Below are 17,902 nucleotides of genomic sequence, written 5' to 3'. Positions count from 1 at the left end.
CAGCAGGCCGTCGCGTGCCGCCCCTGCGTGGGATCGATGAGGGTGGGAGGGCGGCTACGGGCCGTCGAGCCGGTCCAGGAGGTCGACGGCGGCGCGCGTGTAGTCGCTGATCCAGCGGTCGTGGATGCGCTTGATCGGGAGAGGGGCGAGCGCGAGGTGGCGCTCACGGCCGATCTTGCGACCCGTGACGAGCCCGGCGCGTTCCAGGACCCGCAGGTGCTGGAGCACCGTGGTCCGGTCGAGGTCTGCGACGAGGTCGCACAGCTCGCCCGTGGTGCAGGTCCGCTCGCGGAGCGCGTCGAGGATGCGTCGCCGTGTCGCTGACGCGATGGCCTTGAAGACGAGGTCGTCGTCGTCGGGGGCGTTGACCGGACGCGATGACATGTTGTAAAAATACCACATGAACCAGGACGAGAACCTTCGCGAGCTCCGCTTCACCGTGTCCGGCCGCGTCCGGCGGCCGATCGACCAGGTCTACGAGGCCATCGTCGACCCGGACCAGCTCTCGCGGTACTTCGCGACAGGCGGCGCCCGCGGGCGCCTCGAGGCGGGGGCCGTGGTGACGTGGGACTTCCAGGAGTCCCCCGGCGGCTTCCCCGTGGACGTCGTGGAGGCCGAGCCGCCGCGGCGCATCGTGATCCGCTGGGCGGGCGACCACGTGACCGGCGACGACGGGCGGACCACCACGACCTTCGAGCTCGAGCCGATCGACGACGGTGCCCGCACGCTCGTCACCATCACCGAGTCGTCATGGCAGGCGTCGGAGGCCGGCGCGAAGAGCGCGTTCGACAACTGCGAGGGCTGGACGGGCATGCTCGCCGCGCTCAAGGCCTGGCTCGAGCACGGCATCAACCTGCGGGACGGCTTCTACCTCTGACGACGGGCGGTCGCCTGGCGGCGGACGGGCGCCCGAGGGTGGGCGGGGCCGGCCGGATCAGGTCGGGCAGGTCTGCGCCGCGCCGGTGAGGCGCTGGTACAGGCCGAAGGCGACGACGAGCAGGCCGGTCAGGGCCATCGGCACCTCGTGCGGCGCCGACTGGACGAGCACCGTTGCGGCGACGACGGTCATGCCGGCCATGGCCGCGCAGGGTCCGCAGCCGACGTCGGGCCGTAGGCCTTGGCCTGCCTGCGGCACGTAGCTCGCGAGGACGGCGGTGCCGGTGAGGGCGACCAGCGCCACGGTGAGCGTCCAGGCGGGTGCGTCGAGAGGCGCCCAGCCGCCACCCCCGGCGACGAGCGCCGCGAGCAGGGCCGGCGCGAGCGCACCGGTGACGACCGTGCGCCGTCGGCCCCACCGGCGGGTCGCTCGCAGGGTGGGTTCCTGTGCCGGGCCGCGCAGCGCGTCGGGCTTCGTGGTCGTCAACGTAGGCCTCTCATGTGCTTCGCCCGCGGGTCTCGTGGGCTCGGACTCTCCGTTCCGGCGCTCCGGGAATGCGGCCAGCGGTGAACAGGTTGTAGCCTCACGATACCCCCAGGGGTATATGCGACCTGACAGAGAGGAAGCCGATGACCGAGGTCTCCATCGACGAGCTCGCCGCGGCGCGGGCCGACGGCGCCGTCGTCGTCGACGTGCGCGAGCCGTCCGAGTACGTCCAGGGGCACGTGCCCGGCGCGGTCCTCGTGCCGCTCGGCGAGGTCCCCGCCCGGTACCGCGAGCTGCCGGCGGCCCGCCGTCTCTACGTCGTCTGCGCCAGCGGCAACCGCAGCAGGCGCGCCACCGACTACCTCGTCGGCCAGGGGCGCGACGCCTGCTCCGTCCAGGGCGGCATGGCCGCCTGGTCGGGATCCGGCCATCCCGTCGTCGTCGGCCCTCGCACCGACGTCGCGTGAGCCGCCCCGTCGCGCCGACCGGCGCCGACCCGTCACCACGTCCCGGAAGGACCCCCTGATGGCCACGATCGTCTCGATCGAGACACCGTCCCTCGGTGACCGCACCTACCTCGCGCACGACGGCACCGTCGCCTTCGTCGTCGACCCGCAGCGCGACATCGACCGCGTGCTCGACGCAGCTGCGGAGGCCGGCGTGCGGATCACGCACGTCTTCGAGACCCACATCCACAACGACTACGTCACCGGTGGCCACGCCCTGGCGCAGCTGACGGGAGCCAGCTACCACGTCAACGCCGACGACGACGTGTCGTTCGAGCGCACCCCGATCCGTGACGGGGATGTCGTGGAGGTCAGCCCCGCGCTCCGGGTGCGCGCGATGCACACGCCCGGCCACACCTTCACGCACCTCTCGTACGTCCTGGAGGGCGCCGAGCCGGCCGTGTTCTCGGGCGGTTCGCTGCTGTTCGGCTCCACCGGGCGCCCCGACCTGCTCGGCGAGGCCCACAGCCACGACCTCGCGCGTCACCAGTACAGCTCCGCGCGCAGGCTCGCCGCCGAGCTCAGCGACGACACACGCGTGATGCCCACGCACGGCTTCGGCTCGTTCTGCGCCGCGAACTCCGCGGGCGGGAGCACGACGGCGTCGACCATCGGCCGGGAGCGCCTCGTCAACCCCGTGCTCAGCCAGGACGAGGAGGACTTCGTCGCCGACACGCTCGCCGGCCTCGACGCCTACCCGGCGTACTACGTCCACATGGGCCCTGCGAACGCCGCAGGGCCGAGCGCCCCGGACCTCTCCGAGCCCGAGCGCGCGGACAAGGACCAGCTCCGTCGCCGCCTCGAGGCGGGCGAGTGGCTCGTGGACCTGCGCTCCCGCACCGCGTTCGCCGCCGGGCACGTGCCTGGGACGTTCAACTTCGGCCTCGACGGCCAGTTCTCGACCTACCTGGGGTGGCTCATCCCGTGGGGTACGCCCGTGACCCTGCTCGGCGACTCCCGCGAGCAGGTCGCGGAGGCCCAGCGTGAGCTGGTCCGCATCGGGATCGACCGGCCCGCTGCGTCCGCCACGGGCCGACCGGAGGAGTGGACGGACGCCCCGCTCGCCACGTTGGCCCAGGCCACGTTCGCCGATCTCGCCCAGGTGCGGCACCACCGGTCGGTCACGGTCCTGGACGTGCGGCGGGTGAGCGAGTGGCGCGCCGGTCACGTGGACGGCGCCGTTCACATCCCGATCCATGACATCGTCAAGCGCATGGACGACGTCCCCCTGGGTGAGGTCTGGGTGCACTGCGCCTCGGGCTACCGTGCCTCGATCACCGGGTCGCTGCTCGCGGCGACCGGGCGACGCGTCGTCGTCATCAACGACGACTTCGCCCGCTCAGCCGAGGCCGCGGGCCTGCCCCTCGTGCCCGAGGCCGCGCCGACCTCCGTCTGACCGCGCCCACCTGTCCGGCGGCCGACGTCGTCGCTCGCCGGACAGGCGCCGGCCGGGCCCCGCCTCAACGCTCCGGAGGACCCCCGCAGTGCTCGCCCTGACCCTGCCGATCGGGCTCGTCGTCGGCATCACCCTCGGCGCCCTCGGTGGTGGCGGCTCGATCCTGACGGTTCCGGCCCTCGTCTACCTGCTCGGGCTCGACCCACGGTCCGCGACGACCGGCTCGCTCATCATCGTCGGCGTCAGCTCGCTGATCGGGGCCCTGCCGCACTGGCGGGCCGGGCGGGTGCGGCTCGCCCAGGGCGTCGTGTTCGGCGGCCTCGGCGTGGGCGGCGCGTTCCTCGGCTCGCTCCTGTCGACGTCGGTGCCGCAGCAGGTCCTGCTGGTGGCGTTCGCGGGCCTCATGCTCGTCGTCGCCGGGCTGATGACACGTCGTCGCAGGTCGGCGGCCAGGAAGGACGCAGCGGGTGAGGCCGACGTCGCCGCCACCGTCGCGCCGATGGTCTCCCTGCGTCCCCTACGCGTGGACGTCCGCGCCGTCGGCGTGCTCCTCCTGACGGCGACGGCCGTCGGGCTGCTCACCGGGTTCTTCGGCGTCGGGGGCGGCTTCGCGGTCGTCCCGGCCCTGGTGCTCGCCATGCGCATGCCCATGCCCGTCGCGGTCGGGACGTCGCTCGTCGTCATCTCCGTCAACAGCGCCAGCGCCCTCGTCTCCCGGCTGGGTCAGGACGTGACCCTCGACTGGCGGGTCATCGGCTCGTTCACCGCCGCTGCGATCGTCGGGTCGCTCATCGGGTCGCGGATCACCGCCCGGGTGAGCCCGGCCCGCCTCAGCCTGGCGTTCACGGTGCTGCTCGTCCTTGTCGCGCTGTACACGGCCGTGCGCAGCATCGCCCAGCTCGTCTGACGCCGTCGCCGCGGGTTCGCGTCGCCCGTGCGGGCGGCCGGTGCGCATACTCGTCAGGTGTTCGAGGGGTTCGACGAGTGGGACCGGCCGGTGGGGCAGGTGACCATCCACGGGCGCAGCGGCGGGCACGGGCCGGCCGTGGTGCTGCTCCATGGGCACCCCCGGACCCACGCGACGTGGCACCGGGTGGCACCGCGCCTGGTGTCGGCAGGCTGCACCGTCGTGTGCCCTGACCTGCGCGGGTACGGCCGGTCCGCCAAGCCGTCGCCCGACGCCGAGCACCTCACGTACTGCGACCGTGCGATGGCGCAGGACGTCGTGGACCTCATGGGCGGGCTCGGACACGACCGGTTCGCCGTCGTGGGCCACGACCGCGGGAGCTACGTCGCGTACCGCACCGCGCTGGATCATCCCGACGTCGTCACGGCCTTGGCGGTCCTGGACGGCATCCCGATCGTCGAGGCGCTCGAGCGGACCGACGCGCGGTTCGCCGAGGCCTGGTGGCACTGGTTCTTCTTCGCCTCGCCGCACGCCGAGCGTGTCATCACCGCGGACCCGCTCGCGTGGTACCGGCCCGACCCGGTCGCGATGGGCCCCGGGCACCACATGGCGGAGGAGAACCCCGAGGACCTCACCCGCCTCCTGCTCGAGCTCCTGCCCGTCCCCTGATCAGCGGGCGCCGCCCGGGCCCCTCGTCCGTCCGTACGCCCTCGGGCGCCCGCTCAGGCCCCGACGCCCCGCTCGAGGCCGAGGGTGGCGATCAGGTCCTCGTGCAGCTCGAACCAGACCCGGTGGCAGGAGTCGACGTCGGTGCGGTCGACCCACGCCGTGTCGCCTGCCCGCGCGTTCTCCAAGGCCGCGGTGAAGCGCGCGTCGTACCCGTCCAGCCGGGCGAGGACGGTGCCGAGCCTGCGCGCGAGCGTGGTCAGTGCGGACGCGACGTCCTCGAGCTCGTCGAGCACGGCGGTGTCCCAGCGTGCGTCGGTGTGGTCGTTCTCGGCGAGCCGGTCGCCCGCCCTCGGGCGGAGCTGCCAGTCCGTGCACGCCCGCTGGACACGCGCGTTCAGGGGGATGAAGGCGCGGTGCACGTCCTGGACCTCGTCGACGCCGCCGGCGTCCGCGAGCTCGGCCCGCAGTCGGCGCTCGCCCTCGGCCCGGCCCGATGCCGTCAGCGACCAGCCGCCCTGCCCGGCGAAGCTCGTGTGCGTGACCCAGCCGCGGGCCTCGGCGTCGAGCAGCGCCTCGTGGGTCTCGTCGGGGTCGAGCGTGAACCGACGTGCGACGGCCGCGCTGTCGGCGAACCCCAGGATGCGCACGCCGTGCAGGGCCAGGAGGTCGGGAGCGGACGGCCGGGTCATCGGTCCGTGGTCTGCCGGTTGCTGAGGCGGGTGAAGTGCTGCTGGCACGCCTGCGGCGAGTTGAAGCCCATCGCGTCGGCGATCTGGGCCCAGGTCAGCCCCGCGGAGCGCGCGACGAAGAGCAGCCCGGACTCGACGCCGTCCACCTCAGCACGTGCTGCGGGCAGCAGCGTGAGGGCGGCGAGCACGCCGTCGGCCGCGAGGTGGCCGGCCCGCCAGAGCGCGAACTGGGTGAGGTCCACGGCGGAGGTCGGTGCGGGGGCGGGCAGCCAGGGGCGGGGTTCGAGCCGGTCGGCGCCGTGCTCGCGGAGTAGGGCCCGGGCGTCGTGCTCGCGCTGCGCCCGGGCCTGGTCGGCACGCGCCGAGCCTGGGGAGTCGTCCTTGCGTTCCATCTGACGATCGTCCACACTCAACGAAACGTTGTCAACAGCCCGTTGAGGAGGGTCGATGATCGTGCAGCTCGTGGACGCCGCCGCGCCCACCTGCGGCGGCAAGGCGGGTGCGCTCGGGGCGATGCTCCGCGCATGCCTCCCGGTGCCCGACGGCGTCGTCGTTCCCCTGGCCGCCTACCGCGAGGCGACCGGGCACCTCGGGCTGCCTCGCCTCGCCCGCGGATCAGGAGACGGGGACGCGGCACGCAGGGCGATCGCCGCGGGTCCCCTCCCCGACGGCCTGCGTACGGAGCTCGCGCGGGAGCTCGACCGGCTCGGGGACCCGCCCGTCGCCGTGCGGTCGTCGGCGTCGGACGAGGACCTGACGCACGCGTCCGCGGCTGGGCAGCACGAGACCGTGCTCGGCGTGCAGGGCGTCGATGCCGTGGCCGACGCCGTCCGCGCGTGCTGGGCGTCGCTGTACTCCTCGGGTGCGATCGCCTACCGAGGTGGCCGGGGCGGGAGCGTGCGGGCCGGGCGCCTGTCTCCGGCACGTCGCGGGACCAGCGAGGAGCCCGCGATGGCGGTGATAGTCCAGCGCCTCGTCGACGCGGACGTCTCGGGTGTGATGTTCACCGGCCCGGGGGGAGCCACGCGTGTGGAGGCGTCATGGGGCCTCGGGACCAGTGTCGTGGGTGGGACCGTCAGTCCAGACGCGTACGAGGTGCTCGCCGACGGGACCGTGCGGCGCGCGCCCGGCGACAAGCGCACGCGCGTGGACCGCGTCGGCTCGCGCGTGGTCGAGACCGACGTGCCTGCGGGCCAACGGCTGCGGCTGACGCTCGACGACACCACGGTCGGACGGCTCGCCGCCCTCGGGCAGCAGGTCGCGACGCTGATCGGTGGGCACGTCGACGTCGAGTGGGCCGTCGCCGCGGGCCGGGTGTCGCTGCTCCAGGCGCGTCCCGTGACCGCTGCACCTCCGCAGGTGCGGCCGTCCGGCACGGCGCGCGTGCCCGCGTCGTCGTCCATGCTCATCGGCAGTGCCGGCAGCCGCGGCACGGTGACCGGCGTCGTGCGCGTGGTCCGAGGCCCGGACGACTTCGCCCGGGCCTCGGCCGGCGACATCCTCGTGTGCCTGTGGACGGACCCGTCGTGGACCCCGCTCCTGGGAGTCGTCGGGGGAGTCGTCACTCAGACCGGCGGGGCGCTCTCGCACGCCGCGATCGTCGCGCGCGAGCACGGCATCCCCGCGGTGCTCGGCGTGCCCGACGCCCTGACCAGGCTGCGCGACGGCGACCGCGTCACGGTCGACGGGACCGCGGGCACCGTGACGATCGACCGGGCGTAGGCATGGCCGTGGCAGCGCGACACCTCTACCTCGTCCGCCACGGTGCGGCGGACGCCCTCGGCGCCCTCACCGACGTCGGCCACCGGCAGTCCGCGCTCCTCGGCCGACGCCTCGCAGCCGTGCCGCTCGACATGGTGTGGCACTCGCCGCTTCCGCGCGCCGCGGCGAGCGCGCACGAGATCGCACGGCACCTCCCTGGCGTGCCCGTGAAAGAGGCGGCCGAGCTCGTGGACCACGTCCCCTACGTCCCCGGCCCCGTCGAGATGCCGCCGGCGTGGGCCGGGTTCTTCGACGGGTACGAGGCCGCGGAGGCCGCCGCCGGCCGTGCGCTCGCGGACGCCCTGGTCGCGCGCTTCGCAGGACCGCCCGAGGGTGCGACGCCGCAGCACGACAGCCACGAGGTGCTCGTCACGCACGCGTACCCGATCGCATGGCTCGTACGTCACGCACTCGGCGCCCCCGACCACCGGTGGCTCGGCCTCGACAGCGCGAACGCCGCGCTGACCGTCGTCGAGCACAGGCGCGGCACGCCGCCCACGCTCGTCATGTTCAACGACATGAGCCACCTCCCGCCGGGCCTGCGGTGGACCGGGTTCCCGGGCCCTGCGAGGCCATGAGGGCCCGGGTGTCCCGTCGGCCCCGTGGGACGATGACGCCGTGAAGGGTTCGACGATCGCGTTCGCCGCCGTGTTCCTCGTGCTCGGGGTCGCCTCCGTCGTGCTCGAGCTGTGGTTCACGGCCATCGCCATGGCGATCGGGTTCGGCGGCCTCGTCTACCAGGAGTGGAAGCGCCGCCGCCCGCCGGAGTCGTCGACCTAGGCGCCGACCATCGCGGCAAGGAAGGCGACGTAGGCCGCCAGGCCCGCCCAGGCGGCCCCTGAGACCACGGCGCGAGGACCGCGCAGGGCGTGGGTCGCGCCGGCGAGGGCGAGCAGTGCCCAGCAGGCGGAGTGACCCCAGCGGAGTGCGAGCTCACGCCACCCGGTCGCGTCGGCCGCCTGCCCGGGGACCACCACGAGCCACAGCACCGAGAGCCCGGTCGCACCCACCGCCCCGAGGCCGACGAGCCGACGCGACGGGTGCCACCTGGACTTCTGCCCACCCTCCCTGACCACCATGCGCAGGACGCTAGACGGGAGCGCGCCGCGTGCGGGTCCACCGGTCGGTGGACGGGGATGGTCTGCCGACGCGAGGCGCGGCGTCCGGTTTCACCCGATTGCGCGCGCGGATCAAGCCCCAGCACGTGTGCGCCGCCACTATCTTGATCGACGGTCAACCCGGACGAGCCGGGTCACAGCAGGGGGTCGACATGGCTGCCGAGTTCTCTTCATCCATCCCGCAGACGGCCGCCGAGCCCCGCGAGAACGTCGGGCGAGGTGCGCTCTTCTCCCTCGCGACCATCCCGGCGGGCGTCGCCGTCTGGGTGCTCCTCTGGGGCCTGGGCTTCATCGCGTCGATCGTCGCGGCGCTCGTCGCCTTCCTGGCGGTGCGGCTGTACGTGTGGGGTGCCGGTCGCCTGAGCCGCGTCGGTGCGGTCGTCGTGGTCGCCGTGACCGTGGTGACTCTGGCGCTGGCCTTCTTCGGTGGGATCGTGCTCGACGGCGCCGTCGGGTTCGGCGAGCTGAGCGGCCTCGGCACGTGGGGTGCGTTCGTCCACGAGGAGTTCTGGCCCGCCTTCTGGCTGGTCTTCCCCGAGGCCGCGCCGGAGTACCTGCCTGACCTCGGGTGGGCCGTGGCGTTCGGCGCCCTCGGCTCCTTCGCGACCCTGCGCGCGGCCTTCGCTGCGACCGGCCCGGTCGTCACGTACCCCGGGGGAGTGCCCGCCACGGCGAGCGCGCCCGACGCAGCCGGGATGCCTGAGGCAGCGAGCGCGCCCGACGCGGCGAGCACGCGCGAGCGGACCGTCGAGCCCGACGCCGTCTGACCTCGCCCGGACTGTCCGGCGTCCACGGAGGTGGAGCAGGATGACGGGGTGACCGGGCCGACAGGCAGACCGCCGCGGGTGCCTCCCCGCTGGTTCGTCCGTGCCGCGTGGCGCAGCCACCGGCTGCTGCACCGCCTCAGCGGGGGTCGCTTCCTGTGGCTGCCCTCGGGCAGGCGGGGCTGGGGTGCGCTGAGGCTGACGACCACGGGGCGCCGATCGGGCCAGGCCCGCGACGTGATCCTCGGCTACATCGAGGACGGGCCAGACCTCGTCGTCCTCGCCATGAACGGCTGGGGCGAGGGGCACCCCGCCTGGTGGCTGAACCTCCAGGACCGGCCCGACGCGCGAGTCGCACTCGCGGGCCGACCGCCGCGTCCCGTCCGCGCGCACGAAGCGGTCGGCGCCGAGCGCGACCGGCTGTGGCAGCTGTGGGTGGCCCTCGGCGACGACCTGGACCGCTACGCCGCCCTGCGCGAGACGCCGACGCCCGTGGTGGTGCTCGAGCCGGCGTGAGAGGGCGGGACCCAGGCGCGCCGATGTCGCCGCCAGCGCCGTCGCGGGTCGCGGTGCCGTGGCCGAGTGGGACGGGCCTCAGGCCGGCACCAGCGGCGATGCACGGCGTTCAAGTGCTGCGACGAGGTCCTCGGGGGCGGTGCTCGACGGGCGGTCACTGACCTGGCCGTCCCCCAGCTCGACGACCCGCCAGGTGCCGTCGTCCCTGAGCACCATGTCGACGGTCACGAAGGGAAGGTCGAGGGCGGCGACCAAGGGGCCGACCGTGGCGAGGTCCGGCGGCGGAGGCATCGCCGTCGGCGTATCGGGGTGGGCGGTGACCAGGCGGCAGTCACCGTCGACCCACCAGGTGCGAGCCTCGGCGGACACGAACGTCTCGAACCGGCGCAGGACGAGACCGCCGGCGAAGTCGTCCGCACGCAGCTCGAGGAAGCGTGCAGCGACCCGGCGGGCGGCGGCAGCGTCGCTGACGTCCGGGATGTAGGCGGCCTCGTCCCAGTGGTGCTTGAGGGACTTCGTGAAGTCGCGCAGCACAGCTGGCCCCGGCCCGAGCGAGCGACACCGGTCCTCGAACGCATCGAGGTCCGGCCCGTCGGTCCAGACCGACTCCGGCGTCACTGCAGCGAGTGCCGCGAACCAGCCCGGCAGCTCATGGGCGGCGCGGTAGTCCGTCGGTGAGGTGCGCAGGCGGAGCCCGCGAGCGGTGAGACGCACGTGGAGCTGCCGGTAGTCCTCCGGACGGAGCATCCAGCCGCGGTACACGACGTCGTCGTCCCCTTCGGGAAGGCGGACGAGCGCCTCATCGGGGCGACCCGCTTCCAGCGCGTCGTGGTCCACGAGGCCGACGGCGTGGCCGGCCTCGCGTGCGGCCGTCCCCTCGCCCCGGAAGTGCTCGTCGACGCGGCGCCCGTCGAGCGGATCGGCCGGCAGGAGAAGCAGCATGGGCCGATCATGCCCGACGGGGGCGGCCAGCCGATGCGGGTCGTCAGGCGCCCCGCACGGACCGCTGCCAGGCGCTCACACCAGCTCGACGCGGTCCGCCTGCGGCCCTCGATCGCTCTGGCGCACCTGGAACCGGACCCGGTCGCCCTCGTGCAGCGCCTCGGCGCCCCGCAGGACGGACACGTGCACGAACAGGTCTGCGCCGCCCGCGTCGGGGGCGATGAAGCCGAAACCCCGATCCGCGTCGTAGCGCGAGACCACGCCCTCGCCGCCGCGTGCCGGGACGCCGGAGGCCTCCGGACGCCCCGACCGGCCGCGGGCGGGCGGCGCCGCGGGTGCTCGGCGGGCCGTCGCGCTTCCGACGAGGCGCACGTCTCGGGCCTGCGGGCCCTTCTCTCCCGCAGTGGTCTCGTACGTCACGCGGTCGCCCTCGTGGAGCTCGGTCAGCCCGCCGGCGAGCGCCCGGACGTGGACGAAGACGTCGGGGCCGCCGGAGACGGGGGCGATGAACCCGAAGCCCTTGTCCTCGGCGTACCAGGACACGGTGCCGTCGGCGCCGTCGGACGGCGCTGCCTGCTGAGCGGCCTGGGCACCGAGGGGCAGGAGGTGGTCCGCCTGCGGGCCCTTCTCGCCGTCGACGACGAGGAACGCCACGCGCTGCCCCTCGGTGATCACGCCGCCACCGACGATGGCCGAGCTGTGCACGAAGATCTCTGCGCCACCGCCGTCGGGCGTGAGGAAGCCGTACCCCTTGGCCGGCTCGTACCAGGTGACGGTGCCGAGCACGCCGACGGCTGCGTCGGCGGCCTGGCCACCCGTGACGCGGACCCGACGTGCCTGCGGGCCGCGGTCGCCCTCGCCGATCTCGAACTCGACGACCTGCCCCTCCCGGAGCGCCTTCGTCGCGTCGTCGCTCACGATCTCGGACGCGTGCACGAACAGGTCCTCCGCCTCCTCCCCGAGGGCGATGAAGCCGAAGCCCCGGTCGGTGTCGAACCAGCGGACAGTTCCCTCGGGCACGCGTGACTCCTTGTTGCAGACGACGGTCGGTGTTGCTCCAGTGTCCCCGACTCCAGAGGCCGCGGGGCACGGGGACCGCCGGCTCCACGAACTCGGCGCCGTCGGACGGCGTCAGAGCCTGGGGTCGATCGGCTCCGACTCGAGCGCGAGGACAGCGAAGACCGCCTCGTGCACCCGCCAGATCGGCTCGCCGGCGACGAACCGCTCGAGCGCCTCCAGGCCGAGCGCGTACTCGCGCAGGGCGAGCGAGCGCTTGTGCCCGAGGTTGCGGGACCTCAGGCGTTCGAGGTTCGCCGGTTCGGTGTAGTCAGGGCCGTAGATGATCCGGAGGTACTCGCGCCCGCGGACCTTGACCCCGGGCTGCGCCAGGCGGCGTCGGCCCGTGACGAGGTTCGCCGACGGCTTGACCACCATCCCCTCGCCACCGGCCGCGGTGAGTTCCTCCCACCACGTGATGCCGGCGGCGACCGAGTCCTCGTCGGTGACGTCCACGACGAGGCGGCGCGTGGTCTGCAGGAGACCGGTGGGGTCGGCCGCCACGAGTCGGTCGGCGACGTCCAGGTGCCACAGGTGGTCGCGGTCGGCGAACGTGGCCCCGTCCGCAGCCAGGAGCTGGAACGGCGCGAGGTGGACGCCGTCGAGGCCGTCCACCGGCCAGACGTAGCGGCGGTAGGCCTTGACGTACCCGTCGGCGTTGTCGGCGCGTGACCGTGTCCGGCGGAGCAGCTCGTCCACCGGAAGTCCGGCGGCCGACGCCAGCTCGAGTGCGGCGACGGCGGCGGGCAGGGCAGTGCGCGCGGCCGCACCGACACCGGCGTACTGCGTGCGCAGCAGGTCCTCGGCCTTGACGGACCACGGCATCAGCTCGCAGTCGAGCAGCAGCCAGCCGGTCTCGGTGTCGTCCCCGCGAACGTTCCACAGCCCCGCCGCCGTGGCGGCGTCGCGGACGACGGCGAGCAGCCCCTCCGTGAGCGCGGGTCCGAAGAAGGGTCGTCCGGTGCGCGTGTGGACCACGCCGGTCACACCGTCGGGCATGGCGAAGCCCCGCGCGGCCTCGGCGTCCCGGCACACGAGCACGACGGCGCGTGAGCCCATGTGCTTCTCCTCGCACACGACCTGCCCGACGCCGTCGGACCGGTAGTGCGCGAACGCCTCCCGCGGGTGCTCGAGGAGGTCGCCGTCGGGAGCGGTGGCGCACGGGCTCATGGTGGGCGGCAGGTAGAGGAGCCAGCGCGGGTCGACGGCGAACCGGCTCATGACCTCGAGCGCACCCACGGCGTTCGTCTCCGCGACGGTGACTCGTCCGTGGTGGCGGGTCTCGACGACCCGCTTGCCCATGACGTCGGTGACGTCCAGGACGTCGGGGTCGCGACGCCCGCCGGCGGTGGTGCCTGCGTCGGCCGCCTCGCCCGCCGACGGGAACGGTCGGGCCGGCTCGTAGTGGACGCGTTCCGCCGGAACCTGGACGACCTCCTTCTCCGGGTAGCGCAGAGCCGTCAGGTGCCCGCCGAAGACGCACCCGGTGTCCAGGCACATCGTGTTGTTGACCCAGGTGGCGACCGGCGTCGGCGTGTGGCCGTAGAGCACCATCGCGCGCCCGCGGTACTCGTCCGCCCAGGGGAGGCGCACGGGCAGCCCGTACTCGTCGGTCTCGCCCGTGGTGTCCCCGTACAGGGCGAAGCTCCGGACCCGGCCCGACGCGCGGCCGTGGTACGCCTCCTTGAGGCCGGCGTGCGCGACGACGAGCCGGCCGTCGTCGAGCACCAGGTGCGCGACCAGGGTGTCGCAGAACTCCCGCACGGCCCGGCGGAACTCGTCGGGCTCGCCCGACAGCTGGGCGAGGGTCTCGGCCAGGCCGTGCGAGACCTGGACCTGCCGACCGTCGAGGGCGCGCACGAGCTTGTTCTCGTGGTTGCCGGGCACCGCGAGTGCGTGGCCGGCGTCCACCATGCCCATGACCAGGCGTAGGACGCCGGGGGAGTCGGGCCCGCGGTCGACGAGGTCGCCGAGGAAGATCGCACGGCGCCCCTCGGGGTGCACGGCGTCGACGGGGCGGCCCGCGTCGTCGCGCACGACGACATAGCCCAGGGCGTCAAGGAGCGACTCGAGCTCGGCGCGGCAGCCGTGCACGTCCCCGATCGCGTCGAACGGCCCGTGGTCGTCGCGGAGGTCGCTGCGCAGCGGCGTGCGCACGATCGTCGCGGCAGCCACCTCGTCGGCACCGTCGAGCACGTGCACCGTGCGGAAGCCCTCACGGCCCAGGGACCGCAGCGAACGGCGCAGCTGCTGGCGCTGCCTGCCGATCACGTGAGCGTCGAGGTCGCGGTCCGCCCGCGCCCGGTTGCGCTCGAGGCAGACGGCCTCGGGCACGTCGAGGACGATCGCGACCGGCAGCACGTCATGCGCGCGTGCCAGCGCGACCAGCCCCTTGCGGGCCTCGGGCTGCACGTTCGTCGCGTCCACGACGGTGAGGAGCCCGGCGTCGAGCCGCTTGCCCGCGATGGTGTGGAGCACCTCGAACGCCGCCTTGGTGGCCGCCTGGGAGTTCTCGTCGTTGGACACGAGGCCGCGGCAGAAGTCGCTCGAGAGCACCTCGAACCGGCCGAAGTGCTGGGCCGCGAACGTCGACTTGCCGGATCCGGAGGCCCCCACGAGGACGACGAGGGACAGGTCCGGGACAGCCAGCGCGGTCATGAGCGCACCCCCGGCGCTGCGTCCGTGAGCCGCGGAGTGGCCGCCCCGCCCGGCATGACAGCGGCCGGCGGGTCGTCGCGGGTCAGCACCGCCATCTGGGTGGGCGGGCCGACCTCGCCGTCGTCGGCGCCCACAGCCCGGAAGGCGACCGTGTAGCCGTACTCGCGTGCAGCGGCGCCGGCCCAGGCCTGGAACTCCGCTCGGCTCCACTCGAACCGGTGGTCGTGGTGGCGCACCTCGCCGGCCGGGAGCGCGTCGAAGCGCACGTTGTACTCCGCGTTCGGCGTCGTGACGATCAGGGTGCGAGGGCGGGCGTGGCCGAGCACGGCGCGTTCGAGCGCCGGGAGCCGGGGAGGGTCGATGTGCTCGACGACCTCCATGAGCACCGCGGTGTCGAAGCCCGCGACCCGCGCGTCGCGGTACGTGACCGACGACTGAGCCAGCTCGATCCGCCGACGCTTCGCCTCCGGCAGAGTTTCCAGGTGCAGTCGCCGGGTCGCGAGCTGCAGGGCGCGGAACGAGACGTCGACCCCGAGGAGACGCTCGTAGGTGTGGTCGTTCAGGAGCGCCGACAGGAGGGTCCCCTCGCCGCAGCCCAGGTCGACGACGGAGCGTGCGCCGGAGTCGGCGATGGCCGCGAGCACGGCGTCGAGCCGCCGGCGCGCGAGCGGAACGGGCGGGGCGGTGGGCTCGAGGACGACCGAGTCCGCGCCGGGGTTCTGGTCGACCGTGAGCGGGGCGTCGTCGGTCTCCTGGCCCGGGCCGTCCACGGAGTCGTCGAGGGCTTCCGGGACGGCGTCGTCGACCTCGGCGAGGCGTTCGAGCGCCGACGTCGCGAGTGTGCGCTGGTGCGCGAGGTACCGGTGGACGATGCGCTCGCGGTCCGGGTGCGTCGCCAACCAGCCTTCGCCGGCGCGCATCAGCTTGTCGATCTCGTCGGGTCCCACCCAGTAGTGCTTGTCGGCGTCCAGGGCGGGCAGCAGGACGTACAGGTGGCTGAGTGCGTCGGCGAGCCGCAGCGTGCCGGTCAGACGCAGGTCGACGTACCGGGAGGCGCCCCAGCGGGGGACCTCCGGGTCGAGCTCGATCGGCGTCGCGTCGACCTGCCAGCCGAGCGGGGCGAACATCTGCTCCGCGACGGCCGAGCCGCCGCGGCAGGGGACGGCCGGCGCGTGGATCTCCAAGGGAATCGCGCGCCCGGGGAGCTCCGGCCGGGCCTCGCAGCGACCCGCGATCGCGGTCCGGTAGACCCGGCCGAGCGCGACGGCGAGCATCGACGAGGCTGCGTACGGCCGGTCGTTGACGTACTGCGCGAGGCTGAACCCCGACCGCTGATCCCCGGACCTGCCGCGGACCAACGCGATCGGATCCACCTCGAGCAGCAGGGCTGCGGTGCAACGCTCGTCGGTCGCCTCGGGGTAGAAGACGTGCGCCGTGCCCACCGCCAACGAGAACGACTGAACCTTGCTGGGGTGCTTGTGCAGGAGGAACCCGAGGTCCGTCGCTGACGGCGCGGTCGAGGTCACGGTGAGCAGCACGTCGATGATCGTCTCACCGGGGGCAAGCGGAATGCCCTGGCTCCGCGCGGCCGGCCGGACGCACGGGTCAGTTGATGATCTCCCCGCGCTCATCGGCGAGGATGGCCGCCAGCCGCTCGCGCCATGCCTTCAGCTCCGCGGGACTGAGCCGCTTCCAGTCGTTCACCTCGTCGACGACCCTCAGCGGCTCTGTGCTGCGGTAGGACCTGGTGGGGTTGCCGGGGAACTTCTTGTCGGTCACGTTCGGGTCGTCCTCGAACGCCCCCGTCGGCTCGACGACGTAGACGCGTGGCGCGCCGTCTCCTGCCACGAGCTCCGCGGCCAGTCCCGCACCGTCGGGCACCGCGGTGAAGTAGATGTGGTTCATCACCACGTCGGGCCGGTAGTTCGACCGGAACCCCGCCGTGAGAAGGTCACCCGGTCGCAGGTCGGCCTTGGTGCCGTGGAAGAACGGACCGTCGTCCAGGCGCTCGCTCACGCCGACAGCCTACGAGTCGTGCTCGCCGGCGCGGCGCGCTCCGCCGGGCGGCGGGCATCCCTTCATGCTCACCCCTTGCCTCGACGGACTTGACCCGCAGTCGGCTCCGTGTCATTGTGCATTGGTCATGCTCAATGAGGAGGTCCAATGCGGTTCAACGGCGGCAGCGTCTGCATCGGGGGCCCGAGCGGTTCCGCTTGCTTCCCTTGGCCAGAGTTCTGGGTCTACGCCGGTTCGGCGACGCTGCTGCTCGCGCTCGTGCTGGGAGTGCTGCTGTGGGACGCCCGCCGCGTCCCCACACCGTCGGAGGCGGCGCGACGCGCGAACCGGCACGCGACCCTGGCGTCGGTTGTGGGGATCGCGATGCTCGTCATCGTGCTGATGTGGATGGCCTTCGCGTTCGTGCTCGGCGCACGCCCCACCGACGGACGCGTGGCTGCGTCTCTTCCCGCGCTGGCGGGGGCGTGTCTCCTGGCCGCCCAGGCCGTCGGCCAGCTGACGTGGCCGCGGCCCAGCGGGTCCCGCCGGGAAGCGGAGCTGGCCCCGCGCGGCGTCGCCGACGTCACTCCGTCGTGGCCGCGCCGCCTGGGCATCGTCTGGGCCGGCGCATCCCTGGTCCTACTCGGTGTGTTCGCGCTGGTCGCTGACGGGCCGAGGTCGCTGGTCCGAGAGGCGGGACGCTACAGCGAGGCGATAGGTCCGTACCCCGGCTGGTACTACGGCGTCCCGATGGCGCTGGCGGTCCTCGTGACGGTCGGTGCTGCCGAGCTGGTGCTGCGCATGATCGCCACCCGGCCCGCGGTCGCCGGGGTGAGCGCCGAGTGGGACCTGCACCTGCGGCGCCGTTCGGCCGCGCATGTGACGCGGGGGATCCAGCTGGTTCTGGCGATCACGGTCGCCGGCATCCTTGTTGCTGCTGGGTGGGTTCACCTGTCGCTGGGCCATGACTACGTGGAGCTGGCCTCCGGGGGGTTCGCGGACGAAGGCTCGCCGGCCCAGGGGTACCTGGGCGGGGCGCTGCTGATCGCCGCCTTGTGCGTCGTGCTCGTCGGTCTTGCCGGGGTCGTCATCCCGCAGGGCCGTGGGCGGCGCAAGGCTCCGGCCGCCGTGGGCGCGACGGTGATCTCATGAGGATCACCCTTGACCTCGACTCGTCGACTGCGCAGTACGAGCAGATCCGCGCTCAGGTCGTCGCTCTCATCACTGCGGGAGCGCTGCAGGAGGGAGATCGCCTACCCACGGTGCGGGTGCTCTCCGCCGACCTCGGCATCGCCGCGGGGACGGTCGCCCGGGCCTACCGCGAGCTTGAAGCGGCAGGTCAGGTCACCACCAGGCGGCGGGTCGGCACGGTCGTCACCGCCCCCACCCGACCACCGGGTCGAACGCACGAGCTAGCACACCAGCTCGTGAGCACCGCCCGCGACGAGGGCATCGCCCCCCAGGACCTGATCGACCTCGTCCGCTCTGCACTGCTCACGTCAACGCCCCACGCGTCCGCATGAACGGGTCGACGGAGCTCCCGGACGCCCGCCGCAACACGA

Annotated in this window: 22 protein-coding genes; 12 read left to right on the top strand and 10 right to left on the bottom strand. The window is 73.6% G+C overall.

All coding sequences use genetic code 11. The features are described 5' to 3' along the window. Window positions 1-54: 54 nt before the first annotated feature. Window positions 55-384, bottom strand: a complete 330-nt coding sequence (locus FZ988_RS01170; protein ID WP_223145002.1) for an ArsR/SmtB family transcription factor — start codon at window positions 382-384, stop codon at window positions 55-57. A gap of 16 nt (window positions 385-400) precedes the next feature. Between FZ988_RS01170 and FZ988_RS01165 the strand changes: the two genes are divergently transcribed. Then, on the top strand, window positions 401-877 hold the full coding sequence (locus tag FZ988_RS01165) for an SRPBCC family protein (RefSeq protein ID WP_149202170.1): 477 nt from the start codon (window positions 401-403) through the stop codon (window positions 875-877). Window positions 878-934: 57 nt separating this feature from the next. Here the strand turns inward: FZ988_RS01165 and FZ988_RS01160 are convergent, their stop codons facing one another. Then, window positions 935-1,363, bottom strand: a complete 429-nt coding sequence (locus FZ988_RS01160; RefSeq protein WP_149202169.1) for a hypothetical protein — start codon at window positions 1,361-1,363, stop codon at window positions 935-937. A 143-nt stretch (window positions 1,364-1,506) separates the two neighbouring features. Here FZ988_RS01160 and FZ988_RS01155 point away from each other — a divergent pair, with 143 nt between their 5' ends. From FZ988_RS01155 to FZ988_RS01140, 4 genes are all read left to right on the top strand, one after another. Then, entirely contained in the window at window positions 1,507-1,830 is a 324-nt protein-coding gene (locus FZ988_RS01155) for a rhodanese-like domain-containing protein (protein WP_149202168.1), read from the top strand. A gap of 58 nt (window positions 1,831-1,888) precedes the next feature. Continuing rightward, on the top strand, window positions 1,889-3,265 hold the full coding sequence (locus tag FZ988_RS01150) for an MBL fold metallo-hydrolase (RefSeq protein WP_149202167.1): 1,377 nt from the start codon (window positions 1,889-1,891) through the stop codon (window positions 3,263-3,265). A gap of 88 nt (window positions 3,266-3,353) precedes the next feature. After that, entirely contained in the window at window positions 3,354-4,172 is an 819-nt protein-coding gene (locus FZ988_RS01145) for a sulfite exporter TauE/SafE family protein (RefSeq protein ID WP_149202166.1), read from the top strand. A 57-nt stretch (window positions 4,173-4,229) separates the two neighbouring features. After that, window positions 4,230-4,841 (top strand): alpha/beta fold hydrolase, encoded by a 612-nt coding sequence (locus tag FZ988_RS01140; protein ID WP_149202165.1) that lies wholly within the window; start codon window positions 4,230-4,232, stop codon window positions 4,839-4,841. 53 nt (window positions 4,842-4,894) lie between these two features. On the opposite strand, the gene FZ988_RS01135 is transcribed toward FZ988_RS01140, so the two are convergent. Continuing rightward, window positions 4,895-5,530: a transcriptional regulator gene (locus FZ988_RS01135; RefSeq protein WP_149202164.1), complete on the bottom strand. Its 636-nt coding sequence runs from the start codon at window positions 5,528-5,530 to the stop codon at window positions 4,895-4,897. After that, window positions 5,527-5,922, bottom strand: coding sequence for a DNA-binding protein (locus tag FZ988_RS01130; RefSeq protein ID WP_149202163.1), 396 nt, complete (start codon window positions 5,920-5,922; stop codon window positions 5,527-5,529). The genes FZ988_RS01135 and FZ988_RS01130 overlap by 4 nt, the downstream gene beginning before the upstream one ends. A 55-nt stretch (window positions 5,923-5,977) precedes the next feature. On the opposite strand from FZ988_RS01130, the gene FZ988_RS01125 reads away from it, so the two are divergent. Genes FZ988_RS01125 through FZ988_RS18390 form a run of 3 tightly spaced genes read left to right on the top strand, consistent with a single transcriptional unit; the run spans window position 5,978 to window position 8,071 of the window. Next, the gene (locus tag FZ988_RS01125) at window positions 5,978-7,252 is read left to right on the top strand and encodes a PEP/pyruvate-binding domain-containing protein (RefSeq protein ID WP_149202162.1); all 1,275 of its coding nucleotides are present in this window, start codon (window positions 5,978-5,980) and stop codon (window positions 7,250-7,252) included. Window positions 7,253-7,254: 2 nt separating this feature from the next. Further along, entirely contained in the window at window positions 7,255-7,869 is a 615-nt protein-coding gene (locus FZ988_RS01120) for a histidine phosphatase family protein (protein WP_246169068.1), read from the top strand. A 40-nt stretch (window positions 7,870-7,909) separates the two neighbouring features. Continuing rightward, window positions 7,910-8,071, top strand: coding sequence for a hypothetical protein (locus FZ988_RS18390; protein WP_188078926.1), 162 nt, complete (start codon window positions 7,910-7,912; stop codon window positions 8,069-8,071). On the opposite strand, the gene FZ988_RS01115 is transcribed toward FZ988_RS18390, so the two are convergent. Next, a complete protein-coding gene (locus FZ988_RS01115) occupies window positions 8,068-8,370 on the bottom strand; it encodes a hypothetical protein (RefSeq protein WP_149202160.1) in 303 nt (100 codons plus the stop codon). The genes FZ988_RS18390 and FZ988_RS01115 overlap by 4 nt on opposite strands. Before the next feature lie 191 nt (window positions 8,371-8,561). Between FZ988_RS01115 and FZ988_RS01110 the strand changes: the two genes are divergently transcribed. Then, on the top strand, window positions 8,562-9,176 hold the full coding sequence (locus FZ988_RS01110) for a hypothetical protein (protein WP_149202159.1): 615 nt from the start codon (window positions 8,562-8,564) through the stop codon (window positions 9,174-9,176). 78 nt (window positions 9,177-9,254) lie between these two features. Beyond that, window positions 9,255-9,689 (top strand): nitroreductase/quinone reductase family protein, encoded by a 435-nt coding sequence (locus tag FZ988_RS01105; RefSeq protein WP_149202158.1) that lies wholly within the window; start codon window positions 9,255-9,257, stop codon window positions 9,687-9,689. Window positions 9,690-9,767: 78 nt separating this feature from the next. Here FZ988_RS01105 and FZ988_RS01100 read toward each other — a convergent pair whose 3' ends face one another. The 5 genes from FZ988_RS01100 to arr all read right to left on the bottom strand — a co-directional run bounded on the left by FZ988_RS01100 (window position 9,768) and on the right by arr (window position 16,361). Next, window positions 9,768-10,631 (bottom strand): ATP-grasp domain-containing protein, encoded by an 864-nt coding sequence (locus FZ988_RS01100; protein WP_149202157.1) that lies wholly within the window; start codon window positions 10,629-10,631, stop codon window positions 9,768-9,770. A gap of 75 nt (window positions 10,632-10,706) precedes the next feature. Beyond that, entirely contained in the window at window positions 10,707-11,651 is a 945-nt protein-coding gene (locus FZ988_RS19105; protein WP_149202156.1) for a cold-shock protein, read from the bottom strand. Window positions 11,652-11,762: 111 nt separating this feature from the next. After that, a complete protein-coding gene (locus FZ988_RS01090; RefSeq protein WP_149202155.1) occupies window positions 11,763-14,345 on the bottom strand; it encodes a polynucleotide kinase-phosphatase in 2,583 nt (860 codons plus the stop codon). Beyond that, window positions 14,342-15,883: a 3' terminal RNA ribose 2'-O-methyltransferase Hen1 gene (locus FZ988_RS01085; RefSeq protein WP_223145000.1), complete on the bottom strand. Its 1,542-nt coding sequence runs from the start codon at window positions 15,881-15,883 to the stop codon at window positions 14,342-14,344. The genes FZ988_RS01090 and FZ988_RS01085 overlap by 4 nt, the downstream gene beginning before the upstream one ends. Before the next feature lie 67 nt (window positions 15,884-15,950). Continuing rightward, window positions 15,951-16,361 (bottom strand): NAD(+)--rifampin ADP-ribosyltransferase, encoded by a 411-nt coding sequence (gene arr, locus FZ988_RS01080; protein WP_149202153.1) that lies wholly within the window; start codon window positions 16,359-16,361, stop codon window positions 15,951-15,953. Window positions 16,362-16,508: 147 nt separating this feature from the next. Between arr and FZ988_RS01075 the strand changes: the two genes are divergently transcribed. Continuing rightward, window positions 16,509-17,492 carry a hypothetical protein gene (locus FZ988_RS01075; protein WP_149202152.1) on the top strand — a complete coding sequence of 328 codons (984 nt, stop codon included), beginning with the start codon at window positions 16,509-16,511 and terminating at the stop codon, window positions 17,490-17,492. Then, window positions 17,489-17,863, top strand: coding sequence for a GntR family transcriptional regulator (locus FZ988_RS01070; protein ID WP_149202151.1), 375 nt, complete (start codon window positions 17,489-17,491; stop codon window positions 17,861-17,863). The genes FZ988_RS01075 and FZ988_RS01070 overlap by 4 nt, the downstream gene beginning before the upstream one ends. The last annotated feature ends 39 nt before the right edge of the window (window positions 17,864-17,902 follow it).

This window comes from Actinotalea subterranea, assembly GCF_008364845.1.
GTDB classification, from domain to species: Bacteria; Actinomycetota; Actinomycetes; order Actinomycetales; family Cellulomonadaceae; genus Actinotalea; species Actinotalea subterranea.
This window is presented reverse-complemented; position numbering and strand designations above follow the sequence as displayed.

Coding starts and splice junctions, on each gene's coding strand:
- FZ988_RS01170 (WP_223145002.1), bottom strand. CDS start 384: ATGTCATCGCGTCCGGTCAACGCCCCCGACGACGACGACCTCGTCTTC.
- FZ988_RS01165 (WP_149202170.1), top strand. CDS start 401: ATGAACCAGGACGAGAACCTTCGCGAGCTCCGCTTCACCGTGTCCGGC.
- FZ988_RS01155 (WP_149202168.1), top strand. CDS start 1,507: ATGACCGAGGTCTCCATCGACGAGCTCGCCGCGGCGCGGGCCGACGGC.
- FZ988_RS01150 (WP_149202167.1), top strand. CDS start 1,889: ATGGCCACGATCGTCTCGATCGAGACACCGTCCCTCGGTGACCGCACC.
- FZ988_RS01135 (WP_149202164.1), bottom strand. CDS start 5,530: ATGACCCGGCCGTCCGCTCCCGACCTCCTGGCCCTGCACGGCGTGCGC.
- FZ988_RS01130 (WP_149202163.1), bottom strand. CDS start 5,922: ATGGAACGCAAGGACGACTCCCCAGGCTCGGCGCGTGCCGACCAGGCC.
- FZ988_RS01125 (WP_149202162.1), top strand. CDS start 5,978: ATGATCGTGCAGCTCGTGGACGCCGCCGCGCCCACCTGCGGCGGCAAG.
- FZ988_RS01120 (WP_246169068.1), top strand. CDS start 7,255: ATGGCCGTGGCAGCGCGACACCTCTACCTCGTCCGCCACGGTGCGGCG.
- FZ988_RS01115 (WP_149202160.1), bottom strand. CDS start 8,370: ATGGTGGTCAGGGAGGGTGGGCAGAAGTCCAGGTGGCACCCGTCGCGT.
- FZ988_RS01110 (WP_149202159.1), top strand. CDS start 8,562: ATGGCTGCCGAGTTCTCTTCATCCATCCCGCAGACGGCCGCCGAGCCC.
- FZ988_RS01100 (WP_149202157.1), bottom strand. CDS start 10,631: ATGCTGCTTCTCCTGCCGGCCGATCCGCTCGACGGGCGCCGCGTCGAC.
- FZ988_RS01090 (WP_149202155.1), bottom strand. CDS start 14,345: ATGACCGCGCTGGCTGTCCCGGACCTGTCCCTCGTCGTCCTCGTGGGG.
- FZ988_RS01075 (WP_149202152.1), top strand. CDS start 16,509: ATGCGGTTCAACGGCGGCAGCGTCTGCATCGGGGGCCCGAGCGGTTCC.
- FZ988_RS01070 (WP_149202151.1), top strand. CDS start 17,489: ATGAGGATCACCCTTGACCTCGACTCGTCGACTGCGCAGTACGAGCAG.